Source organism: Ruegeria sp. CF4 (assembly GCF_056537345.1).
Genome location: NZ_JBQFRJ010000019.1, coordinates 1 through 19,099, shown reverse-complemented (window position 1 = coordinate 19,099; position 19,099 = coordinate 1). Strand labels below are relative to the sequence as shown.

General features: G+C 54.3%; 15 protein-coding genes and 1 tRNA gene. 12 read left to right on the top strand and 4 right to left on the bottom strand.

Annotated features, from left to right (window positions below; genetic code table 11):
* Window positions 1–24: 24 nt before the first annotated feature.
* From ACR0NF_RS21500 to ACR0NF_RS21470, 7 genes are all read left to right on the top strand, one after another.
* The gene (locus tag ACR0NF_RS21500; RefSeq protein WP_010437886.1) at window positions 25–528 is read left to right on the top strand and encodes a TRAP transporter small permease; all 504 of its coding nucleotides are present in this window, start codon (window positions 25–27) and stop codon (window positions 526–528) included.
* Window positions 528–1,880: a TRAP transporter large permease gene (locus ACR0NF_RS21495; RefSeq protein ID WP_480778930.1), complete on the top strand. Its 1,353-nt coding sequence runs from the start codon at window positions 528–530 to the stop codon at window positions 1,878–1,880. The genes ACR0NF_RS21500 and ACR0NF_RS21495 overlap by 1 nt, the downstream gene beginning before the upstream one ends.
* A 28-nt stretch (window positions 1,881–1,908) precedes the next feature.
* Entirely contained in the window at window positions 1,909–3,933 is a 2,025-nt protein-coding gene (gene paaZ, locus ACR0NF_RS21490; RefSeq protein WP_480778929.1) for a phenylacetic acid degradation bifunctional protein PaaZ, read from the top strand.
* A gap of 53 nt (window positions 3,934–3,986) precedes the next feature.
* Window positions 3,987–4,790 carry a PaaX family transcriptional regulator C-terminal domain-containing protein gene (locus tag ACR0NF_RS21485; RefSeq protein ID WP_480666541.1) on the top strand — a complete coding sequence of 268 codons (804 nt, stop codon included), beginning with the start codon at window positions 3,987–3,989 and terminating at the stop codon, window positions 4,788–4,790.
* A gap of 75 nt (window positions 4,791–4,865) precedes the next feature.
* Entirely contained in the window at window positions 4,866–6,338 is a 1,473-nt protein-coding gene (locus tag ACR0NF_RS21480) for a flavin-containing monooxygenase (RefSeq protein WP_480666540.1), read from the top strand.
* Window positions 6,338–7,309 carry an alpha/beta fold hydrolase gene (locus ACR0NF_RS21475; RefSeq protein WP_480778928.1) on the top strand — a complete coding sequence of 324 codons (972 nt, stop codon included), beginning with the start codon at window positions 6,338–6,340 and terminating at the stop codon, window positions 7,307–7,309. The genes ACR0NF_RS21480 and ACR0NF_RS21475 overlap by 1 nt, the downstream gene beginning before the upstream one ends.
* An 82-nt stretch (window positions 7,310–7,391) precedes the next feature.
* A tRNA-Met gene (locus ACR0NF_RS21470) sits at window positions 7,392–7,468 on the top strand.
* Between the two features lie 58 nt (window positions 7,469–7,526).
* Here the strand turns inward: ACR0NF_RS21470 and ACR0NF_RS21465 are convergent.
* Window positions 7,527–8,462, bottom strand: coding sequence for a hypothetical protein (locus ACR0NF_RS21465; protein ID WP_480778927.1), 936 nt, complete (start codon window positions 8,460–8,462; stop codon window positions 7,527–7,529).
* A gap of 980 nt (window positions 8,463–9,442) precedes the next feature.
* On the opposite strand from ACR0NF_RS21465, the gene ACR0NF_RS21460 reads away from it, so the two are divergent.
* Window positions 9,443–9,631: a hypothetical protein gene (locus tag ACR0NF_RS21460; protein WP_480469000.1), complete on the top strand. Its 189-nt coding sequence runs from the start codon at window positions 9,443–9,445 to the stop codon at window positions 9,629–9,631.
* Window positions 9,632–9,898: 267 nt separating this feature from the next.
* Here ACR0NF_RS21460 and ACR0NF_RS21455 read toward each other — a convergent pair whose 3' ends face one another.
* Window positions 9,899–10,951, bottom strand: a complete 1,053-nt coding sequence (locus ACR0NF_RS21455) for a hypothetical protein (RefSeq protein WP_480778926.1) — start codon at window positions 10,949–10,951, stop codon at window positions 9,899–9,901.
* Between the two features lie 198 nt (window positions 10,952–11,149).
* On the opposite strand from ACR0NF_RS21455, the gene ACR0NF_RS21450 reads away from it, so the two are divergent.
* The 3 genes from ACR0NF_RS21450 to ACR0NF_RS21440 are packed head-to-tail and all read left to right on the top strand — an operon-like array spanning window position 11,150 to window position 13,742.
* Entirely contained in the window at window positions 11,150–11,716 is a 567-nt protein-coding gene (locus tag ACR0NF_RS21450; protein ID WP_480656977.1) for a PepSY domain-containing protein, read from the top strand.
* A gap of 38 nt (window positions 11,717–11,754) precedes the next feature.
* Window positions 11,755–12,414: a response regulator transcription factor gene (locus tag ACR0NF_RS21445; protein ID WP_480468997.1), complete on the top strand. Its 660-nt coding sequence runs from the start codon at window positions 11,755–11,757 to the stop codon at window positions 12,412–12,414.
* A complete protein-coding gene (locus tag ACR0NF_RS21440) occupies window positions 12,414–13,742 on the top strand; it encodes an ATP-binding protein (RefSeq protein WP_480778925.1) in 1,329 nt (442 codons plus the stop codon). The genes ACR0NF_RS21445 and ACR0NF_RS21440 overlap by 1 nt, the downstream gene beginning before the upstream one ends.
* Before the next feature lie 464 nt (window positions 13,743–14,206).
* Here ACR0NF_RS21440 and ACR0NF_RS21435 read toward each other — a convergent pair whose 3' ends face one another.
* Complete coding sequence (locus ACR0NF_RS21435; RefSeq protein WP_480468994.1) at window positions 14,207–15,184, bottom strand: hypothetical protein; 978 nt, start codon at window positions 15,182–15,184, stop codon at window positions 14,207–14,209.
* 121 nt (window positions 15,185–15,305) lie between these two features.
* Window positions 15,306–18,392 carry an adenylate/guanylate cyclase domain-containing protein gene (locus ACR0NF_RS21430; protein ID WP_480778924.1) on the bottom strand — a complete coding sequence of 1,029 codons (3,087 nt, stop codon included), beginning with the start codon at window positions 18,390–18,392 and terminating at the stop codon, window positions 15,306–15,308.
* A 4-nt stretch (window positions 18,393–18,396) separates the two neighbouring features.
* Here ACR0NF_RS21430 and ACR0NF_RS21425 point away from each other — a divergent pair, with 4 nt between their 5' ends.
* A complete protein-coding gene (locus tag ACR0NF_RS21425) occupies window positions 18,397–18,624 on the top strand; it encodes a hypothetical protein (RefSeq protein ID WP_480778923.1) in 228 nt (75 codons plus the stop codon).
* Window positions 18,625–19,099: the final 475 nt, after the last annotated feature.

Genomic DNA, 19,099 nt, shown 5'->3' with positions numbered 1-19,099 from the left:
TGACTTACCCTGCGCGAGATTCCCATGACCCCGATAATCCAGCTTGTGCGACGCGCCAGCGCCCTTCCCGTGATCGTGGCGTGCATCGCTCTGTTCATCCTGATGGCAATGACATTTTGCGACGTGATCCTGCGTTCGGTCTTTAATGCGCCCATTGAGGCCGCCACCGAACTGACGCGGATTCTGATGGCCATTCTGGTGTTTTCAGTTCTACCGATTGTCTCCACTACGAACGGCCATATCGCGGTCGACCTGACGGACGGGTTCTTCCACCGTCTGCACCTGTCGCGTGCGCGGGACGTGGTGATCTATGTGGTCAGCGGCATCATGCTGTTCTGGCCGGTCCAACGCGTCTGGGTCCTGGCCGAGCGGGCGCGGGACTATGGGGATGTGACCGAATATCTTTCAATCCCCACCTACCTGATCGGCTGGTTCATTACCCTGTCAGTTGCCATCACCGCACTGGTGATGATCGCCACCGGGCTGCTAAAGGCCTTCGCCCCAAATACTCTGTCGGAGCCTATGTAATGACTGCAGCGCTGATCGGATTTGCGATTGTATTGATCCTGGTGCTGGTGCGCCTGCCCATCGTCTTTGCCATGGGACTGGTCGGCACATTGGGCTTCGCCTACGAACGTGGCGGCTCGATCTTTGATGAGCGCGGGTTGAAGGCTGCCATGTCTATGGTGGGCCGCCAGATTACTGATACTGCTCAGGATTATGGTCTATCCGTTGTTCCACTGTTCATCTTGATGGGCCTGTTCGTGAACAAGGGCGGCATGGCGCGCGAGCTTTATGCAGTGTCCAACGCTTTCTTGGGCCATATGCGCGGCGGCATTGCCATGGCTACAGTTGCGGCCTGCGGCGGGTTCTCGGCCATTTGCGGATCGTCGCTGGCCACCGCCGCGACCATGTCAAAGGTCGCGATGCCGCAGATGCGCCGCTATGGCTATTCCGACGAACTTTCGACCGCGTCGATTGCCGCCGGTGGCACGTTGGGCATTCTGATCCCCCCATCGGTCATTCTGGTCATTTACGGGCTGTTGACCGAAACCTCGATCGGGAAACTGTTCATGGCGGGGATCATCCCCGGTATCCTCGGTATTCTCTTCTACCTTTTCGCCGTGCGCTGGACCGTTTGGCGCAATCCCGAGTCCGGGCCGGCCGGGGAACGTGCCACCTGGTCGGAGCGTATCCGTGCGCTGGGCTCGGTCTGGGCCGTGCTGCTGTTGTTCTTTCTGGTGATCGGCGGGCTGTACGGAGCCTTTGACTTTGAGCCCCTGAACCTGACCTTCTCACCCACCGAGGCCGCAGGAATGGGAGCCGCCGGAGCGTTCCTGATCGCTCTGTTTCGCGGGGGCCTGACGGTAGGCTCGACCTTCGAGGTGCTGAAAGAGACCTGCTTTACGGCGTCTGCCTTGTTCGCGGTGCTGATCGGCGCGCAGATATTTTCGAACTTCATCAATCTGGCCGGCTTGCCCGAGGCCCTGATTGCAATGGTCACAGCCTATGATGTGGCACCGTTTGTCGTGATCCTGATGATCCTTGGTATCTACATCATTCTGGGCTGCGTCTTCGAATCCCTCTCGATGCTATTGCTGACGGTCCCGATCTTCTTCCCTCTGGTCACGTCTCTGGGCTATGACCCGATCTGGTTCGGCATTGTTGTTGTGGTTGTCACCGAGATCTCACTGATCACTCCACCCGTGGGCCTGAACGTCTTCATCCTGAAAGGCGTGGTGGGCGACGTCTCGACTGGCACCATCTTTCGGGGCGTCACACCGTTTTGGGTCGCCGATATCTTCCGCCTCGCGCTGATCGTGCTGGTGCCCATCGTGGTTCTGTACCTGCCGCAGCAAATGGGCGCGCTGGGGCACTAGGCCCCGCCACATCAAACAGGAGAACACCATGTCCCTGCATCAGATTTCCAGCTTTGCCGCTGGTACTTGGGTCGCGCCCGGAGAAGGTGCGCGCACCATCGCTTCCGCCATCACCGGCGCACCGTTTGCCAGCGCTGGCAATGCCGCGCTCGACGTGCAGGCGATGCTTGACTATGCGCGCAATACCGGTGGCCCCGCTCTGCGCAAGCTCACGTTCCACGACCGCGCCCGGATGCTCAAGGCGTTGGCACAAGCGTTGTCTGCGCACAAGCAGGCCCTTTACGACCTGAGCTTTGAGACCGGGGCCACGCAGAAGGACCACCTGATCGATATCGACGGCGGCATCGGCACGATGTTTGTCTTCGCCTCTAAAGGCAGACGCAAGATGCCGGACGCTCAAGTCTACCTAGACGGTGAGATTGAGCAGCTTTCGCGCAACGGCACCTTTCTTGGGCAACATATCTGCACACCACTGCAGGGCGTGGCAGTTCATATCAATGCGTTCAACTTCCCGGTCTGGGGGATGCTGGAGAAACTGGCCCCGACGCTGCTTGCGGGCGTCCCCGCCATCGTGAAACCGGCCACCAATAGCTGTTACGTCACCGAACTCGCTGTACGGATCATGCTGGACAGCGGCATCTTGCCCGCAGGTGCGCTGCAACTGGTCTCGGGCGGGTTAGGAGACATGCTGGATCACATGGGCTGTCAGGATGTGGTCAGCTTCACTGGCTCGGCGAACACCGCGTTGAAGCTACGGCAGACACCTGCGATCTTGCAGAACTCGGTCCGGTTCGTTGCCGAGCAGGACAGCTTGAACGCCTCGATCCTCGGCCCCGATGTAAAACCCGGCACGCCCGAATTCGACCTGTTCATCAAGGAAGTCTCCCGCGAGATGACCACCAAGGCGGGTCAGAAATGCACCGCCATTCGACGCATCATCGCACCCGACAGCCAGATCGATGCGGTGATCAACGCGCTGTCAGCGCGGCTGGCGAAGATCACCATCGGCGACCCGCGGGCCGAGACCACGCGCATGGGTGCGCTTGTGTCTAACGGGCAGAAGGCCGACGTGCTGGAAAAGGCCGCTCTGATCGGACAAGAGGCTGAACGGGTCTTCGGCGATCCGGACGCGTTCGACCTGCACGGCCCCGAGACCGGAGCCTTCGTCCCCCCGATGCTGTTTCACTGCGCCGACCCAGACAAAGCGCAGCGAGTCCATGACACCGAGGCGTTTGGCCCAGTATCAACCCTCATGGGATATCGCGATCTGGATCACGCGGTGGCGCTGGCCAATCGCGGTCAGGGGTCTCTGGTCACGTCGCTGATCACTCATGACACCGACGTCGCGCGCGGCGTGGTGATGGGATCTGCGGCTTTTAACGGACGTATCTACATCAACAACCGCGACTCGATGGCGGAATCGACCGGTCATGGCTCTCCGCTGCCGCATATGGTGCATGGTGGGCCGGGCCGTGCGGGTGGTGGTGAGGAAATGGGCGGTGTGCGCGGTGTGAAACACTATATGCAGCGCACAGCCATTCAGGGATCACCGCAGATGCTCAGCAGCATCGGAACCAAATGGGTGCCGGGAGCGACCGAAGTTAATGGCCCTGCACACCCCTTTACCCGCAAGTTCGGAGAGCTACAGATCGGCGAGACGCTACACACCGCCTCGCGCAAAATCACGCTGGACGATATTGAACATTTCGCCAATTTCACCGGCGATACGTTCTATGCTCATATGGACGAGGACGCAGCAGCGCGAAATCCGTTCTTCCCGGGCCGCGTGGCGCATGGCTATCTGTTGCTGAGCTTTGCTGCGGGCCTGTTTGTTGAGCCGAACGAGGGGCCGGTGCTGGCCAATACCGGGCTGGACGGGCTGCGCTTCATGAAACCCGTTGTTGCCGGAGATAGCATCAAGGTACGCCTGACGGTAAAGCAGAAAACCCCGCGCAATGATGACTATGGTGAGGTCCGCTGGCACGTGTCCCTGACCAATCAGGATGACGAACCGGTTGCAGAATACGAGCTTCTGACCATGAACGCGCGCTGAAGGGCTGTACATACCTGTTTTTCTTATTGGACCTAATGGGTTAAACTGGTCGTATGACCAACCAAAGCTCGTGGTTCGAAACGGCTGTGGCCGAGCTGACGGACCCGCAAGACCAGCGGGTGTGGTCGATCATTGTCTCGCTGTTTGGAGACATGGCGCAGGAGCCCGGAGCCCAGATATCGGGCGGTGCTCTGACGCGAATTATTGAGCCGATGGGCATCAAGCCCGAAGCCATCCGCGTCGCTGTACATCGCTTGCGCAAGGATGGCTGGATCGAGAGTGACCGGATTGGCCGCGTCTCGCGCCATGTTCTTTCGGAGTTCGGCAGAACCCAATCGGCCATGGTCACGCCGCGCATCTATGCGCGCGGTCCGGCACCCATCGAGCATTGGCATCTGCTGATCGCCGAAGACGGATCCGGGACGCAAGTGCTTGAGGATGTGATGCTCAGCGATGACTACATCCCCATAGGGCGCAATGTTGCCATGGGCGCAGGCGTGGCTCCGAGTCAGGGGGATGGCTTGCTCGCTCTGGACATATTCCCGCACACAGCCCCGAAATGGGTTCAGGATCGGTTGTGCCCACCTGAGTTACGCGCCTCGTGTCAGACCCTTTTGGCAGCGGTCGAAAAGGCTGCGAAGTCCCGCCCCGAGGCGTGGACGCCAACACCCTTGCAGAGCGCGACTTTGCGCACCCTGCTGGTGCATCGATGGCGGCGTGTTGTGCTGCGCCAGCCGGATCTGCCCCCGGGGTTCTACCCTTCGGACTGGGTCGGTCCCGCATGCCGTGACCGTGTGTTTGGCCTGCTTGACGTGTTACCGCGCCCTTCGGCAGCCGTGCTGAGTGGGAATGGCTGACTATACGGCAGTCTGTTCAAACTGCGTGCCTGCCCCATATCATCAATGCAGTGCGCAAACGAAGGGGAGGCAGAGATGACGGCGCAAACCGACATGCTGATCGTCGGAGCCGGGTTCTCAGGCCTGACTATGGCGCTTGAGGCACGCAAGCGCAGGCTATCGGACATTACCATTCTGGAAAAAGCCGACGATATCGGCGGGACATGGCGCGAAAACACCTATCCCGGCGTTGCTTGCGATGTACCCTCGCATCTTTATTCAATGGCAACCCACCTCAACCCGCATTGGACCCGCGCCTATGCCGGTGGCCCTGAGATCCAGTCCTATCTGCAGCGTATCGCGCGGGACGAAGGGCTATATGAGCTCTGCCATTTTCATCAGAAACTCAAATCCGCCCATTGGGACGGCTCCCGATGGCAAGTTGAAACAGAGGATGGCCACCGCTGGTCAGCGCGCTTTCTGGTCTCGGCCATCGGCGCACTGCATGTGCCGCGCATTCCGCAGATACCAGGCGCCAGTAGCTTTCCCGGCCTCAGCTTTCATTCCGCGGAATGGGATCATGACGTTTCGCTGAGCGGCAAACGGATCGCCGTTATCGGGACCGGAGCTTCAGCAGTTCAATTCATCCCCGAGATCGCTAAAACCGCAGCCCGCGTCACCATTTTCCAACGCAGCGCACCCTACGTTCTGCCTCGCCCGGACGGCCCGATTGCTCCATGGGTGCGCCGCTTGTACGCGCACCTTCCGCTGCTGCCCCGCATCCGGCGCCAATTGATCTATATGTTGTTCGAGTTTCGCCACCGCGTATTCCGAGGCGAACCCCGCGCCGTCGACTTTGCAATGAAAATGTGGCGACAGGCCTTGGAGAGCGCGATATCCGACCCAACACTGAGAGCGGCGCTGACGCCCGATTACACAATCGGGTGCAAACGCATCCTAAGCTCAAACGACTGGTACCCGGCACTGGCCAGAGACAACGTGGATGTGGTGCCGCGTGCGGTCACTTCGATTGACGGAAACCGTCTTACGGCAAGCAACGGCGATGAGATCGAGGCCGATGTTCTGATCTGGGGAACCGGGTTCCATGTGACTGACATGGTCGACAATCTCGACATCACGGGTGCTGATGGTCTGACCCTGAAACAAGCTTGGACCGATGGCATGAAGGCGAACCTTGGCACCGCAATCGCCGGGTTTCCCAACTTCTTCATCCTTCTAGGACCCCATACCGGGCTGGGGCACAATTCGGTTGTGCTCATGATCGAAGCGCAAGTCGCCCATATCGGCCGCGTTCTGTCGGGGATGCGTGCGAATGGCCTCCGCATCATTACCCCGGATGCCGACAAGCAGGCTGCGTTCACGCAAGAAATGCAAGAGCGCCACCTTGAGAGCGTTTGGCAATCTGGCGGTTGCACCTCGTGGTATCAGGACGCCAACGGGCGCAACACGACGCTCTGGCCGGGCACAGTCTCCGAGTTCAGAAAACGCATGGTGCGATCGGGGCTCGAGCAATACCATGCCCTAACAGAAACAACCGGAGATCCCTGATGTCGATCCTGCTAACGATTGTCTTGCTGTTGGTGGCTTGCCTGCTGGGCATGCACCTTTGGACCCGCCGCCTGACGCGGCAGGGTACCGAGATGGTGCCGCAACTGGGACAGATCGTTCCTGTTCCGGGTGGCAGCATCCACTATGTCGAAAAAGGCGACCCCGCCAACCCGACCATCGTCATGATCCACGGCCTCTCGGGCCAGTTGCAGCATTTCACCTATGCGCTGATGGATGACCTTGCGCAGGATTATCACGTTCTCGCGGTCGACCGTCCGGGCTGTGGCTATTCCACCCGCGATACTGCTCAACTGGCGGCCTTGCCTGAACAGGCCCGCATGATCCACGCGTTTCTCGAAACCAAGAATGTCGATCAAGCCATATTGGTTGGTCACTCGCTCGGCGGCGCCGTGTCACTGGCAATGGCTCTGGACTACCCGGACAGAACGGCGGCGCTGGCGCTGCTGGCTCCCCTGACTCAGGCAATGCCCACATCGCCTGCCGTCTTCAAACCACTGGAAATCCGCACCGAGTGGCTGCGCAACCTCATCGGCAACACGATCGCCGTCCCGATGGCCCGAAAAACTGCGCCCCTCGTCTTGAAAGACGTCTTCGCCCCCGAACCCGCGCCCAATGATTTTCTGGATCGTGCCGGAGGTGCCCTCGGCCTGCGCCCCTCGGCCTTCATTACCGCATCGCAAGACGTCATCGGCGTCGAATCCAGCATGGGTGCATTGAACCAGCGTTATGGCGAACTGCAAACGCCCGGAGGCATCCTGTACGGCAGCGAAGACCCAATCCTGTCAGCCAGGGTCCACGGCGCAGCAATGACGAAATTTGGCCTGACCTTCGAGGAATTAGAGCAGCGCGGCCATATGATCCTTATCACCGAGCCCGAAACCTGTGCGCGCTTCATTCGCCAAATCGCCGAAAAAACCCACGGCCTCACAACAGAACATGGCACTCGCTGAGAGACCAAGCAAAGAATCTCGACGGGCACGCTTTTCCCTCTTGACCCTCCCCGGCCCCTCGCTTAAATCGCCTCTCACTCATGGCGGAGTAGCTCAGTTGGTTAGAGCAGCGGAATCATAATCCGCGTGTCGGGGGTTCAAGTCCCTCCTCCGCTACCAAAATCCCAACATTGTCCGGAACGTGCTAACGCGCACCCGCGTTTGGCGTTTATTCAACTCAAGCCTTCGATCGCAATACCGCTTCAAACACTTGTTTGATCTCTGCGATCTGCTCCGGTGTATAGCCCGAAGATACCTGATCTGAACCATTTTCCAGATCATCAGTCGAAAACAGCTGCGGTAGAGAGGGGAAGAAGGACTGGCGCAGCGCCTCATTGCCCTGTTCATATTTGCTCACGTAGTCCCGGCGTTGAGCTTGCGTCAGCATCCGCGCCTTTCCACTCTGATCCGGTGGCAATGCCCTTTGTATTTGACGGATTTTCGGATGCCCTGCCTCTGCCAAGGCCTGCAGCAACTGAATGCGCCCAAGGGAGGGAGAGGTGTTCTCAACCCGCGTCTTGGGCACCAAACGCGCCAGGTCATCGAAACCCATCACAGACAGAGCGTCCGTCACTGTCGACCCCCCGATCAGACTGTCGCGTTCGCAGATACGTGGATGGATATCGCATTCCAGATTGAACCACGGCCGCAATTCCGCATAGTAATCCGATCCGGAACCATCGAACTTATCGATGTATTCCCAGATCGTCCCCCGGAATCGACCGTTCTTCATTTTCTGCAGGTATTTACTTTCGATATAGCGATCCTGCCGACGGAAATAGACCAACAAATTCAAAGGATACTGTCCAAGCACAGGAAGCGCTTCCATGATATCGGCGGGCGACATTCCAAACAGCATCTCTGACGAAATCAGAGCCTTTCGGGCTGTGCTGGTTCGAATTTGCTGTGTCAGATGTGAGGATATCTCTTCAAGCTGCTCCAGACGATGCTTGTTGATCGCAACGGCAAGCTTATTGACCGAGGAATGCCCTTTGGCGGTAGCATATAATAGCCCTGTATCTTCGAGCGTGGCAGAGTTCTCATTACAATAGTGCTGAAGCGTTGTGGTGCCGCTTTTGGCAGTGCCAATATGCAGCCAAATTTCCTGAACCATGTTTGCCGTCGGTTTCTTATTTGCGCTTTGGGCGCCACGCGGTGCACCGCACGAATGCTAAGGATTTTGATGATTTCATCACTCGGGGAATACAAAGTAAACGCGTATTCTTAACGAGCCCGGCGATTTCCAAGCTCTCGGTGCGGCTCTCAGGATGATAACGTTTATTCTGCATGTAAAAAACGGCGGTTATGATCCCATACTTTCAAATGCCATAGGACAACCTGTGGTCGCGAACTGAATTTAGTGCGAGGAACTGCTAATGCATTCAATTCAGAATACCAGCGATTGCCCCGATTTGGTTCAACACTTGGAATATGTCACGGTTTACATCGCAAACTTAGTCTCCGACTCGCACATAGTATCTTTTGCACCGCAATCCCCATCAACTGGGGTCGTCGTCTCGGGCATACCCCTCATAGATGTAATCACCCGGTGATAGTTCTTAGCCTTCCCGAGCGGGACACACTGCACCGCCTTTTTTCCGCAGGCCTAAGGGGCAATGTCTGGGCTTGGATTTCGCAAGCCTAGGCGCAGTTGTGTCGACTCCACGACATTACCCGGTGCCAAAGCCCCACTATCTGTGATTTGAACATCCAATTGACGTACCCTGCATGGTCAAAGTTATCGTCAAAATTCCAACAGCTATTATCATTCCCAGCGCTCTTCATCAGCTTAACGGTCCAGATTGCTCGTGAACGGGCATTGACGAGTATATCGGCGAAGCGATGTCCTCGGCGCGGTGGCCATGTCGGCAACCAAAGGGGCTAACGCTGGGAGTTTCTCTCTACCCCCAAAGAGGCCAGAGTAGATCCTTTTCACCCACCATGCCGCCCGGTAGTTCGTTTGTCTTTGTTTCGAGAACAACATTAACCGAATGTGAACAATGTATTCTCAAAGTGTTCAACCAAGCTGAGGCATAGTGTTCTTGTTGGATCAAACGAGTGGTAAACCATTTGATCGCTGACAAGGGGAAACGCATGATTAAGCCTGCCTTTGTGACTGAAGAGTCCAGCACAACAGCTGTGATGCAAACTTCCGGCCAAAGCGCCGAAGAACGTTTGTCAACCACGACCAAATCGAGCAGTGGTCGCTTCCCTCCTATCGAAAATGCATTAACACAGATCGTCAAAAACAAGCGGCTTTCCGAGGCACATAACAACGTCTGAAGGCAGTTCAGCAGACCCCCACACAATTCCCGATATCTGTCCTGATTATTGGAATTGAAAACTAAATCCCGCTCCGTTTTGGGGCGGGATTTCTTTTTTGGCACGTCACAAAAAACGCTTGCGGCCTACGCCGGCTTGGCTAGGCTCGAAATAATGTGGGCCAGCCACTTCCCATCCCTACGAAGCACGTGGCTGGCCCAGCATTCAGTACTTCCGTGAGTAGACAGCACTATGGGTTATATGAGCTGAGGGAGCTTTGGTCTGTGCTTACAGACCCAGAAGAGACTTAACCTCCGCCTCAACGGCATCGGTGACAGGTTTGTTGGCTGCGGCTTCCAAAGCTTCCCGTTCGGTCAATTCCTGTTCTTCAACCAGATCGACCAACTCCTGAACCTCTTCAGTCGCTTCTTCGTACTCAACTGCGGCTTGTCTTTCATCGTTCAGGTCTTGTGCTTCTTCGACCGAACTCTCCAAATCTGCGCGCGCTTGTTCGAGTTGTTCTTCGATTTCTGGGTCGGTTCCACCCGCGTCCTCCAACGCTTGTTCAAGCTCCCCGACGCGCACCTGGTTTTCCTGAACATTGTCCAGCGCAGTTTGCAGATCTTCCTCGATTTCAGGAACTGTCCGCGCCGGTGGCTCCAGATCGGTGAGCTGTTCAAGTTGTTCTGCAAGCTCCTCACGCAATGCATCTCCAGCCAAGACGGTATCGCGGTAGTTGGCAATTCGACCAACCCGAGAATTGGGCGATGCATTCGCCAATGCAGTTGGGCTGGCGTTGGCCGCGTTCAAAGCACCCAACTCCGACGGGTGGGCACCAAGAAGCGCAGCTATCCTGTTACCTTTAGTCCGGACTTCTGGGCGAATGGATTCTTCAACAATCACTGTTTTTGAAGGCTTCTTTTGCGTCCTTGGCTTTTGCTTTCCACCACCGATGATCGATTTTTTCTTTGAAGTAGCTAATGTTCGCGATTTGTCTTTGCTGCCGAAGATGTCCTTCAATGAAAAACGGCCAGCTTTACCCGTAGTAGAACGCGAAGATTTTGACTTTGAGTTGCCGACTTTGGATTTTCCTGCAGTTCGGCCAACTCGGTTTTTTTCGGCACCCTTTTTCCCGCCCTTGTTTCCGGCAGAGCTGTTGTCACCGCGGTCTCCTTTGCCGGAGTTACCGTTTCCACCGTTGCCGTTTCCACCCCCCTTGCCTTTGCCTTCCTTAGCAAAAGCAACGTCCGGAGCGGCAATGGTGGCGACAATAGCTGTCGACCCCAGCAAAGCGATTGCCAAGGTTGAGGCTTTTATCAGTCCCAAAGTAGTGGTCTTCATATCGATCTCCTCGCCGGACGGCAGCAAACACCAGTTCTTAGAACCAGATATTAATGTTCAAGCGTCTTGATTCATGCACGAATCGTTCATCTTCTTGGCCATTGAACTTGAGTGTGCTTGAACGCAGAGGTAACTGCTTGTTCATCATCGGTTCATGTCGGGCCGCGTAATCTTGCGCGAGGAAATACGAGGACTTTCATGCGTGCGTACGTATTCTTGCTGGCTGCAAGCGTGCTTGTTGCTTCACCCAATGGGGAAGCGACTGCCCAAACACGCGAGCTCAAGCAAGGTGAACTGCGCAAGGCGACCCTGACAGGTGGTACAATCCGGCTCAAACGGGTTATCAATGGTGTAGAGAATGCCTATGGCGGTATCCCGGTCGATGCGCGTGCGTTTCAGGCTGATCAGATTTACTATCGCATTCTCGTCAAAAAGCCTGATGGAAAAATCATCAGCGTGATTGTGAATGCCCAAACCGGTACCGTCGTTTCCAATCGATCCAGTATTGGCCGTCAAATATCGAACGCTGCCCGTTCAAACCCCACTAAAGCGAACAATCGTAATACCAATAGCAACCGCGGAGCCTCTGCGAGCCGTGGAAACAACGGAAACAAAGGGAACGGCAACAGCGGCGGCAATGGCAACGGTGGTGGAAACGGCGGCGGGAATGGCAACGGTGGTGGCAATGGCAACGGTGGCGGAAACGGCGGTGGCAACGGCGGCGGGAATTCTGGCGGGAACGGCAAAGGAAACGGCAAAAAATAAAGCTTAAACCAAACCGGTAGTGACTGTAGTTTTCGAGTATGAGAGTACTTCTAGCCGAAGATGAGCCGCAGCTGTGCGAGCAGATTAAGAAACTTCTAAATGCAGAAGGCCGCGTGGTAGATGTGGCCGACAATGGAACGGACGCGCTTCACCTGGGGTCGACCGAACCATACGACATGATCATCCTCGACATTGGTTTACCGGAACGCGACGGCATCTCTGTCCTGCGTGAATGGCGCGGCGCTGGGGTTAAGACACCGGTGTTGATCCTTACGGCCCGCGATGGATGGAGCGAACGCGTGGATGGTCTTGATGCTGGTGCGGACGACTACATGACCAAGCCGTTTCATATGCCAGAATTGGCCGCACGTGTCCGCGCAATTCTGCGTCGACAGAGCGGTCAGTTGAACCCTGTGATCGAAATGGGGGACGTTTCCCTGGATACGCGAAACGGGCGGGTCAGCGTGGGCGGAATTCCCGTTGATCTGACCGCGCAGGAAATCGCGGTGCTGACATACCTTGCGCACAATATCGGACGCATGGTGTCGCGCACAGAATTGTCAGAGCACATCTACGAATACGACGGCGACCGGGATTCCAACACTATCGCTGTTTTCATAACCCGCCTGCGTAAGAAACTGGGCTCGGACCTCATCACAACGGTCAGAGGGCGCGGCTACATGATCGATACCGTCTGATGTTATCACTGCGCCAACGCGCTTTGCTTGGCGGCCTCGCCACCGGAGCGCTTTCTGTCGGCGTCGGAACTCTGATTGTATTCTCCTACATCAACACCCGCGTTCTTGGCCAGTTCGACGAGACGCTGCGCGATAGGCACACCCAACTCGTTGTTGGGTTGAGCGCGACCACGGATGACCCTGAGGCTTTGCGCGATCTTATGTTCGACCCGGCCTATGGTACGCCGTACTCAGGCCGATACTGGCAGGTGACGGACAGAAACGGAGCTGCATTTACTTCTGCCTCGTTGTTTGACGAAACAATTTCCGAACCCGCACGTGCGAAGGAAGAGGCAGTCGTGTGGAACACGTCAGGCCCGGATAATGAGGCCGTTCGTAGCGTTTATCAGAAAATCACGTTCGAAGACGGAACCGAATGGGGCGTGACCGTCGCCGAAAGCAGGCTTGAGTTGATCCGCGAACGTCGGGCTGCTCAAAACAACTTACTTCCGGTTTTCGGGTTGGTCGGCTTAATCGGAGTTGCCGGCTCTCTGCTATTAATGTCTGCAATTGTCGGCCCGCTCACGAAGCTACGCACGGATGTGACGCATCGCTGGGACAAGGGAGACGACCTGAACCCGGAAGACTATCCAGAGGAGGTTTCACCGCTTGTCGAAGACCTCAATCAGTTGCTGCACAGAAATCGCGAAATTGTATCAGGCTCCCGACGGCAGGCGGCGGACTTGGCGCACGCACTTAAAACTCCAACCGCTATACTTCGAAACGAATTGACAAGTTTGTCGGACAACGGAGCAAATACAGAACCTGCCGAAGACGCGCTGAACAGGATTGATGCCCAGCTCAAGCGTTCTCTCGCGCGCATGCGTGCGTCAAACACCGCTGAACTTACGCACTCCCGAACTGATCTGTCGAATTCGGTCGCCAGACTATCCAGGCTATTCTCGGTCATGGCAGAACGCGAAGGGAAATCACTTACAACCGATTGCGAGGATGGACTGCAGGTTCGAATGGACACTCAGGACATTGAAGAAGTGATTGGAAACCTACTCGACAACGCCCTCAAGTGGTGCAGAACAAGCGTTCACATCACCGCGAAACGTGTTGCAGATGGAATTGAGATATCCATCGAAGATGACGGACCTGGAATTCCGGAAGACGCACGTGCAGGGGTGCTGCGTTCCGGAGGTCGGCTGGACACCTCTGTAAGCGGAACCGGCTTGGGATTGGCCATCTCCGTAGATCTTTTGAACGCCTACGGCAGTGAGCTGAAATTGGGAACATCTACCAGCCTCGGTGGCCTGGCCGGTCATATGCTTCTATCAGTATAAATATGACCGCATCGACTCAAACCGGGCACCGACCTCGCGAAATCGAAAGGTGCCTACTTACGCAGCTCTCACACTCACTAGTAAAATAACGATATTAGCTTTAGGACACCATACTCGTCGATGCCCGAAAATTCGACACCTTTCAGTCACAACCGTCGGCACACCTTTAAAAGCGCCTAAGATAACGGTTTGTGCAATCCTCGCCGAAAACACTCAGCATGGGGCTGGAAAAGCCCTATCGCTCTCGAACAATAAGTAACCTAAGCGAGCACTTCGAGCGGCACAGAAACGCGACAAACCCAAAGCGTGTATGAACGCCCCAGCGTTCTTGTCCGTTCATTCTTGCGGCTGTAGTTGTACAGCATTCTCGCTAAGATCCCGTGCGCTTATTGCTTCCTGGGTCGCACGTCTCATTTGCGGCGGGCAACTGGAGATGAGGCCTTCCGCCGCAAAAGTTCGTTGACTTATTTAGTGTTCACGATAGGCGGTTCAGCGCACCGCCCTAGACAATAGTGAACACCAGCTATCGCGTCTTTTGGTAGTGTTGACGGCGGTTCACCAGGAAATAACATATCGACACAAGCCAAATCGCTCACGTCAAAGTACAGTTTTATGCGATCGCTGAGGATGTTTTGACCTGCTCTATACCTAGCGAAATCAGCTTTGCCGAATAAAGTTCTTATGTTGGCTTCCCAATACTCTTTGACCTTAATGTTTTTCCCGTATGCATAAAGTTTGTGACTGAAGCCTTCAGCTATAGCCGCGCTGACCGGCAGGTCTGTACGTTGATAGGCTTCATAGAATACGTTCCCGGGATCATAAGAAGGCACATAAGGCCCTCCATCAGGTGTTCTTTTTTTGTCAACACCCAATTTATTGGCTTCAACATGAAAATACTGAAATCGGATTTTAACACCATCTGCAGGACGAGCGATTTTAGTAACCATCAGAACACAAAGGCGAAGTCTATTAGCGTTTTCGTCGTAGTAGTAGCCAGGCAGGCTTTCGTCATGAAGGCATCTTTCAAGTATTCGGCCTCGGACAACCGTATCCCTGTTGCCAAATAAGTTTCCACGGCTCCAAGCGGTTCGGAGAAACGCCCAAGTGGTTATCCCTGACAGCGAACCATAGGTGGAAATTATCCTACTGCCCTTGGCGTCTCTATCGCATGACACAGTTGGACTACCTTCTTCACAGGGCGGGCGAGGTAAATCACTTAAAATTTCGTTCATTTGTGAGTCGGTAAGGTCATCGACCGGAATGATTTTCTTTTCAACGACATCTTGGATGCGCGGAGAGATTGCGGTTAGAAACTTCTTCTCTGGCACATCTGTCGATCGAAATTGCTTTCCGTTCATAGGATTGACGGCCACAGAAGAGCATGCCGAAAGCACAAGTAGTCCAAACAATGCAGAACAAGAATGGGCAAATAGTTTGCGCATTTTAACCCCCAACAATTATAAAAATATTGCTACTCATAACACAAAATTGTTAATTTTATTAGGATTTTCCCATTTTTCGTGTTCAATCACTGGCTGGCTAACCCATCGCACGACTATATTCTTAACTAGCTTCGACTTCTAAGGCGACTTGAGCTGTCAGTTGATCATGAAACTTTATCGGCGAATCTTCTAGGAGTTTTATGGCTTCAGCAACCTGACTGGCGGCTTCTTCTACTTCGCCTTTGCTCAGGCAAGCTGAAGCAAGCAATGTATGTGAAAAGGCTATTATCTGCCCCGACCCAGTAGCTTTGTATCGCTCTAAACCCGATCGTATCCTTTCGATGCCGCCATCCGCGCTTCCGCATTTGGCTTCTGCCCACCCCAGAATGATGCTTGACCACGCTTCCCAATACTGGAACTCAATCTTTTCGCTAATACGATGTGCCTCGGAGGCAAACTCAAGGGATCGTTCAGGGTCGTTTATTGTACAATAGATCGTTGCAATGATGCTAAGCGCATAACATCTGGTAAACTCACTTGTCTGCGAGTTGGTGAGTGCAATTGCGACCTCAAGCTCATCTTGAATTGCTTCGAGCGTCAATTCCTTCAGCGCGATGGCCCAACACCGCATCACGGTGTCAACGACGGCTGAGTTCGCCGGATAGTAGCGGTGCATATCCTCGGGGTTTGATTGTTTGTGAAATTTCAAGGCAAGATCAAAATGAGAAATCGCTCGGTCGAATTCACCCAACAGAACGGACGCCATCCCCTTATAATGGTGACAAAGCGTGTGCATAGCTGATGACGTTTCGGATTCTATGACAAGCGCCATACGTTCACAATGCTCCCACGCGACGTCTGGCCGTCCTGCAATGAGATTGTCACCTGCGAGTTGATTAAGATTGGTGAAAACGGCCTCTTTATCTCCTACTTTCTCTTTGAGTTGGATCAACCGGTCGAGGTTTACGCCAATATCAGGAGATCCCCAGCCACGCATTTCAAGCGCCAAATATAGATTTTGTCGCAGATCGATTTCAATCTGATCTGACCCAGCTTCCCAGTCCAGATTATTGTGCGCTTCAAGAGCAGCTGAAAGGTGCGCGACTGCTTCTTGGCTCGCGAATTTTTGCAAACTTACTTGAGCTGCCAGATTCCATTGATCCCGAGCTGCCGCATGGTTTTCGGCTTCTCTTAAATGAAGAGCAAGAATTTCCGGGTTGCGATCACAGTAGTTGGGGAAATCCCGCATCATAACGTTTGCAATACGAAGGTGTAATTGCTTGGCCTTTTGAGGCAGTATCGCATCGTAGGCTGTGTCGCGAATTAGAGCATGTCTAAAGGAAAAACTGGCTTCTTTCCTACCTGATTTCGTAACCAGAATCTGTGCACGAACTAGAGTGCTGAGCTCCTGTTCGATTTCAAATACATCGCGATCAGCCATAGCCGCCACCAATTGGGAGGAAAAACTTCTTCCCATGGCAGCGCAAACTGAAATCGTGTCAGGCGCCACGTTAAGGTGATCAAGCCGAGCACGAAACAGGTCTTTTAAAGTTGTCGGAAAAACTGAACCGTCGCTTAGCGGAGCGTTATTAACACCATCCAGACCAACCCGCTGAAACATGTTAACCAGTTCCTCAATAAACAGCGGAACACCCTCTGATCGCTTGGCTATTGTCGCTTCAACGGTACGGAGTAATTCGCTAGAATTTAGTAGTACCTCCACAAGCTGACGCGTCTCATGATTGCTCAATCGTGACAACGAAAGGGTAGTGACCTTGGAGTTACCATGCCAACGCGGAATGTATTCAGGCCGATATGTGCCAAGCACCATCACGCGTAACTCGTCCAATCGGTCGATCAAAGTGTTCAGCAGTTCTTCCGATGATGGATCTACCCAGTGCAGATCCTCAAAAAGGATAAGGACTGGACTTTGTTCAGACATCTTCTCAACGTAACGTAGCAGCGCATTCGTTATTCTAGATTTAGTTCCTTCGGGTGACGAAACATCACTATTTTCAATTCCTTCGATCGACAGGAATTCTGAAAGCGGTGCAAGAAACTCGTTTGCGTATTGTTCGCCCGACGCCACAAATGATTGAAGTTTCTTCAGTTTCGTTTCCTGGGTGTCCCCATCATCCAGACCGATAACATAATCAAGGTGCGACTTGACCGGATAAAACGGGCTGTTTAGATGATATGGTGAACACTGAAACACCAGGCGTCGCCCATTCGCTACGGCCAAATGCTTAAGGGTTTCTTCCGCAAGGCGCGATTTTCCTATTCCGGATTCTCCGGAAAGAAAGACTGCCTGCCCTTCCCGTTGGCAAGACATCATCCAACGACCATGTATTAGGTCGAGCTCCTGCTTGCGCCCGACCAGAGGGGTCAGATCGCCACGTTTACGCTTGTCAAAGCGAAGTTCTGTGTTTTTGGCCCCCTCAACCAACCAAACCTTAATAGGATCGGCAAACCCTTTCAATCGGTGGGCACCAATCGCCTTGCATTGGAAATTGCTTCCCAGCATCTGCTGCGTACGTTCAGAAATCGCAATTTGGCCAGGTGTCGCGATTGTCTGAAGCCGAGCAGCCAAATTAGGGATATCTCCCAATGCGATGTTGTCCATTGACTGACTAACATGATCTAAGTCTTCAATAACAACATCACCGGTAGCGATGCCGATACGCGCTGATAGCTCCTGTGGCGACTCTAAATCCCAAAGACGAATTTTTTCCTTTATCTGCAATGCACTTAATGCCGCTCGCTCAGCATCATCTTCATTCGCGTATGGGAAACCAAAATAAGAAACGACCCCGTCACCAACAAATTGGGCAAAATACCCAAAGTTGTCATGAATGGCCTCGGTGCTACAATATTGGAACTCTTTTAATATATCCCGATAAGCCTCAACACCAAGTTCCTGAACCAGGCCAGTCGAGTTCACTAAATCCACAAACATTATTGTCATCTGACGCAGTTCGCCGATCAGCCTTTCAGAGGTGCTCGCTTCCTTGTGGTTGTCCTTCACAGTTGGTTCTTGGTCGTGAATCGACGCAACAGTTGTGCTTAGTTCCAACGATTGCGCCGCCCGTATGAGACGTTTTCTATCACCCAAGGGGATATCGAGACGGATCAGGTCTTCTTCGGTCAACAGGGCCACAACATCGAGGTCAACAGAGTTTTCCTCAAAAACTGTGAGGTATTTTTCCATTTTTATGGAGGCCAACCAGGCTTTTAGATTGCTCACAACCTGTCACTTCCCAACCAACGGCACATCGAAAAAAGCTGTTAATTTTGTAAATCCGCACGCTTCACAAAATTCTGCATCAAGCCAACTGACTTGTCAAAACGCTCAACATGCCGCCGAGCACAAGCCGACCCAGTGGCCAAAGCAAATGCTTGACCCGCCGCGCGAAGTAGAAGGCCCCTGCTTTCACGAATGAGAAGTGAACGGTTTTGTTCTCCAGCACGTACTACGCCCTTGGTCAGCTCCGGTTAAAGCTGAAGGGAAACAGCAGTTTACCTGTTGGGAGTGGTGCCCGGGGGCGGAAGTTCCGCTCCCGTTACAGGCACCGTCACCGGTGATCACCTCAGTAAAACAGGGGGTATCAGGAGGGGTGAGTCCACGTCAACAGGCGCGTTTTGTCCTACGATTTGTCCTACGGTCCACCTGGCGCCCTCTCAGTGTCCTTCAGTGACTACCTCGGGCCCGGTGCGGTTCCCGGGGGCGTACCCACATCGACAACCTTTAGAGCTCTGTGTGACTCTCTGCGCGTCTCTCAGTCGCCCTCCTATTTTCAACCTGGATTTGACCGGGAGAGCAACCGGGAGGGGGTGGACGGGAAGTTAGTACGTAGGGAAACACGCAGAGATTTTTGGGGTGAAATCCAAAAGGGTGCGCCGGCAATTCGCGGTCCG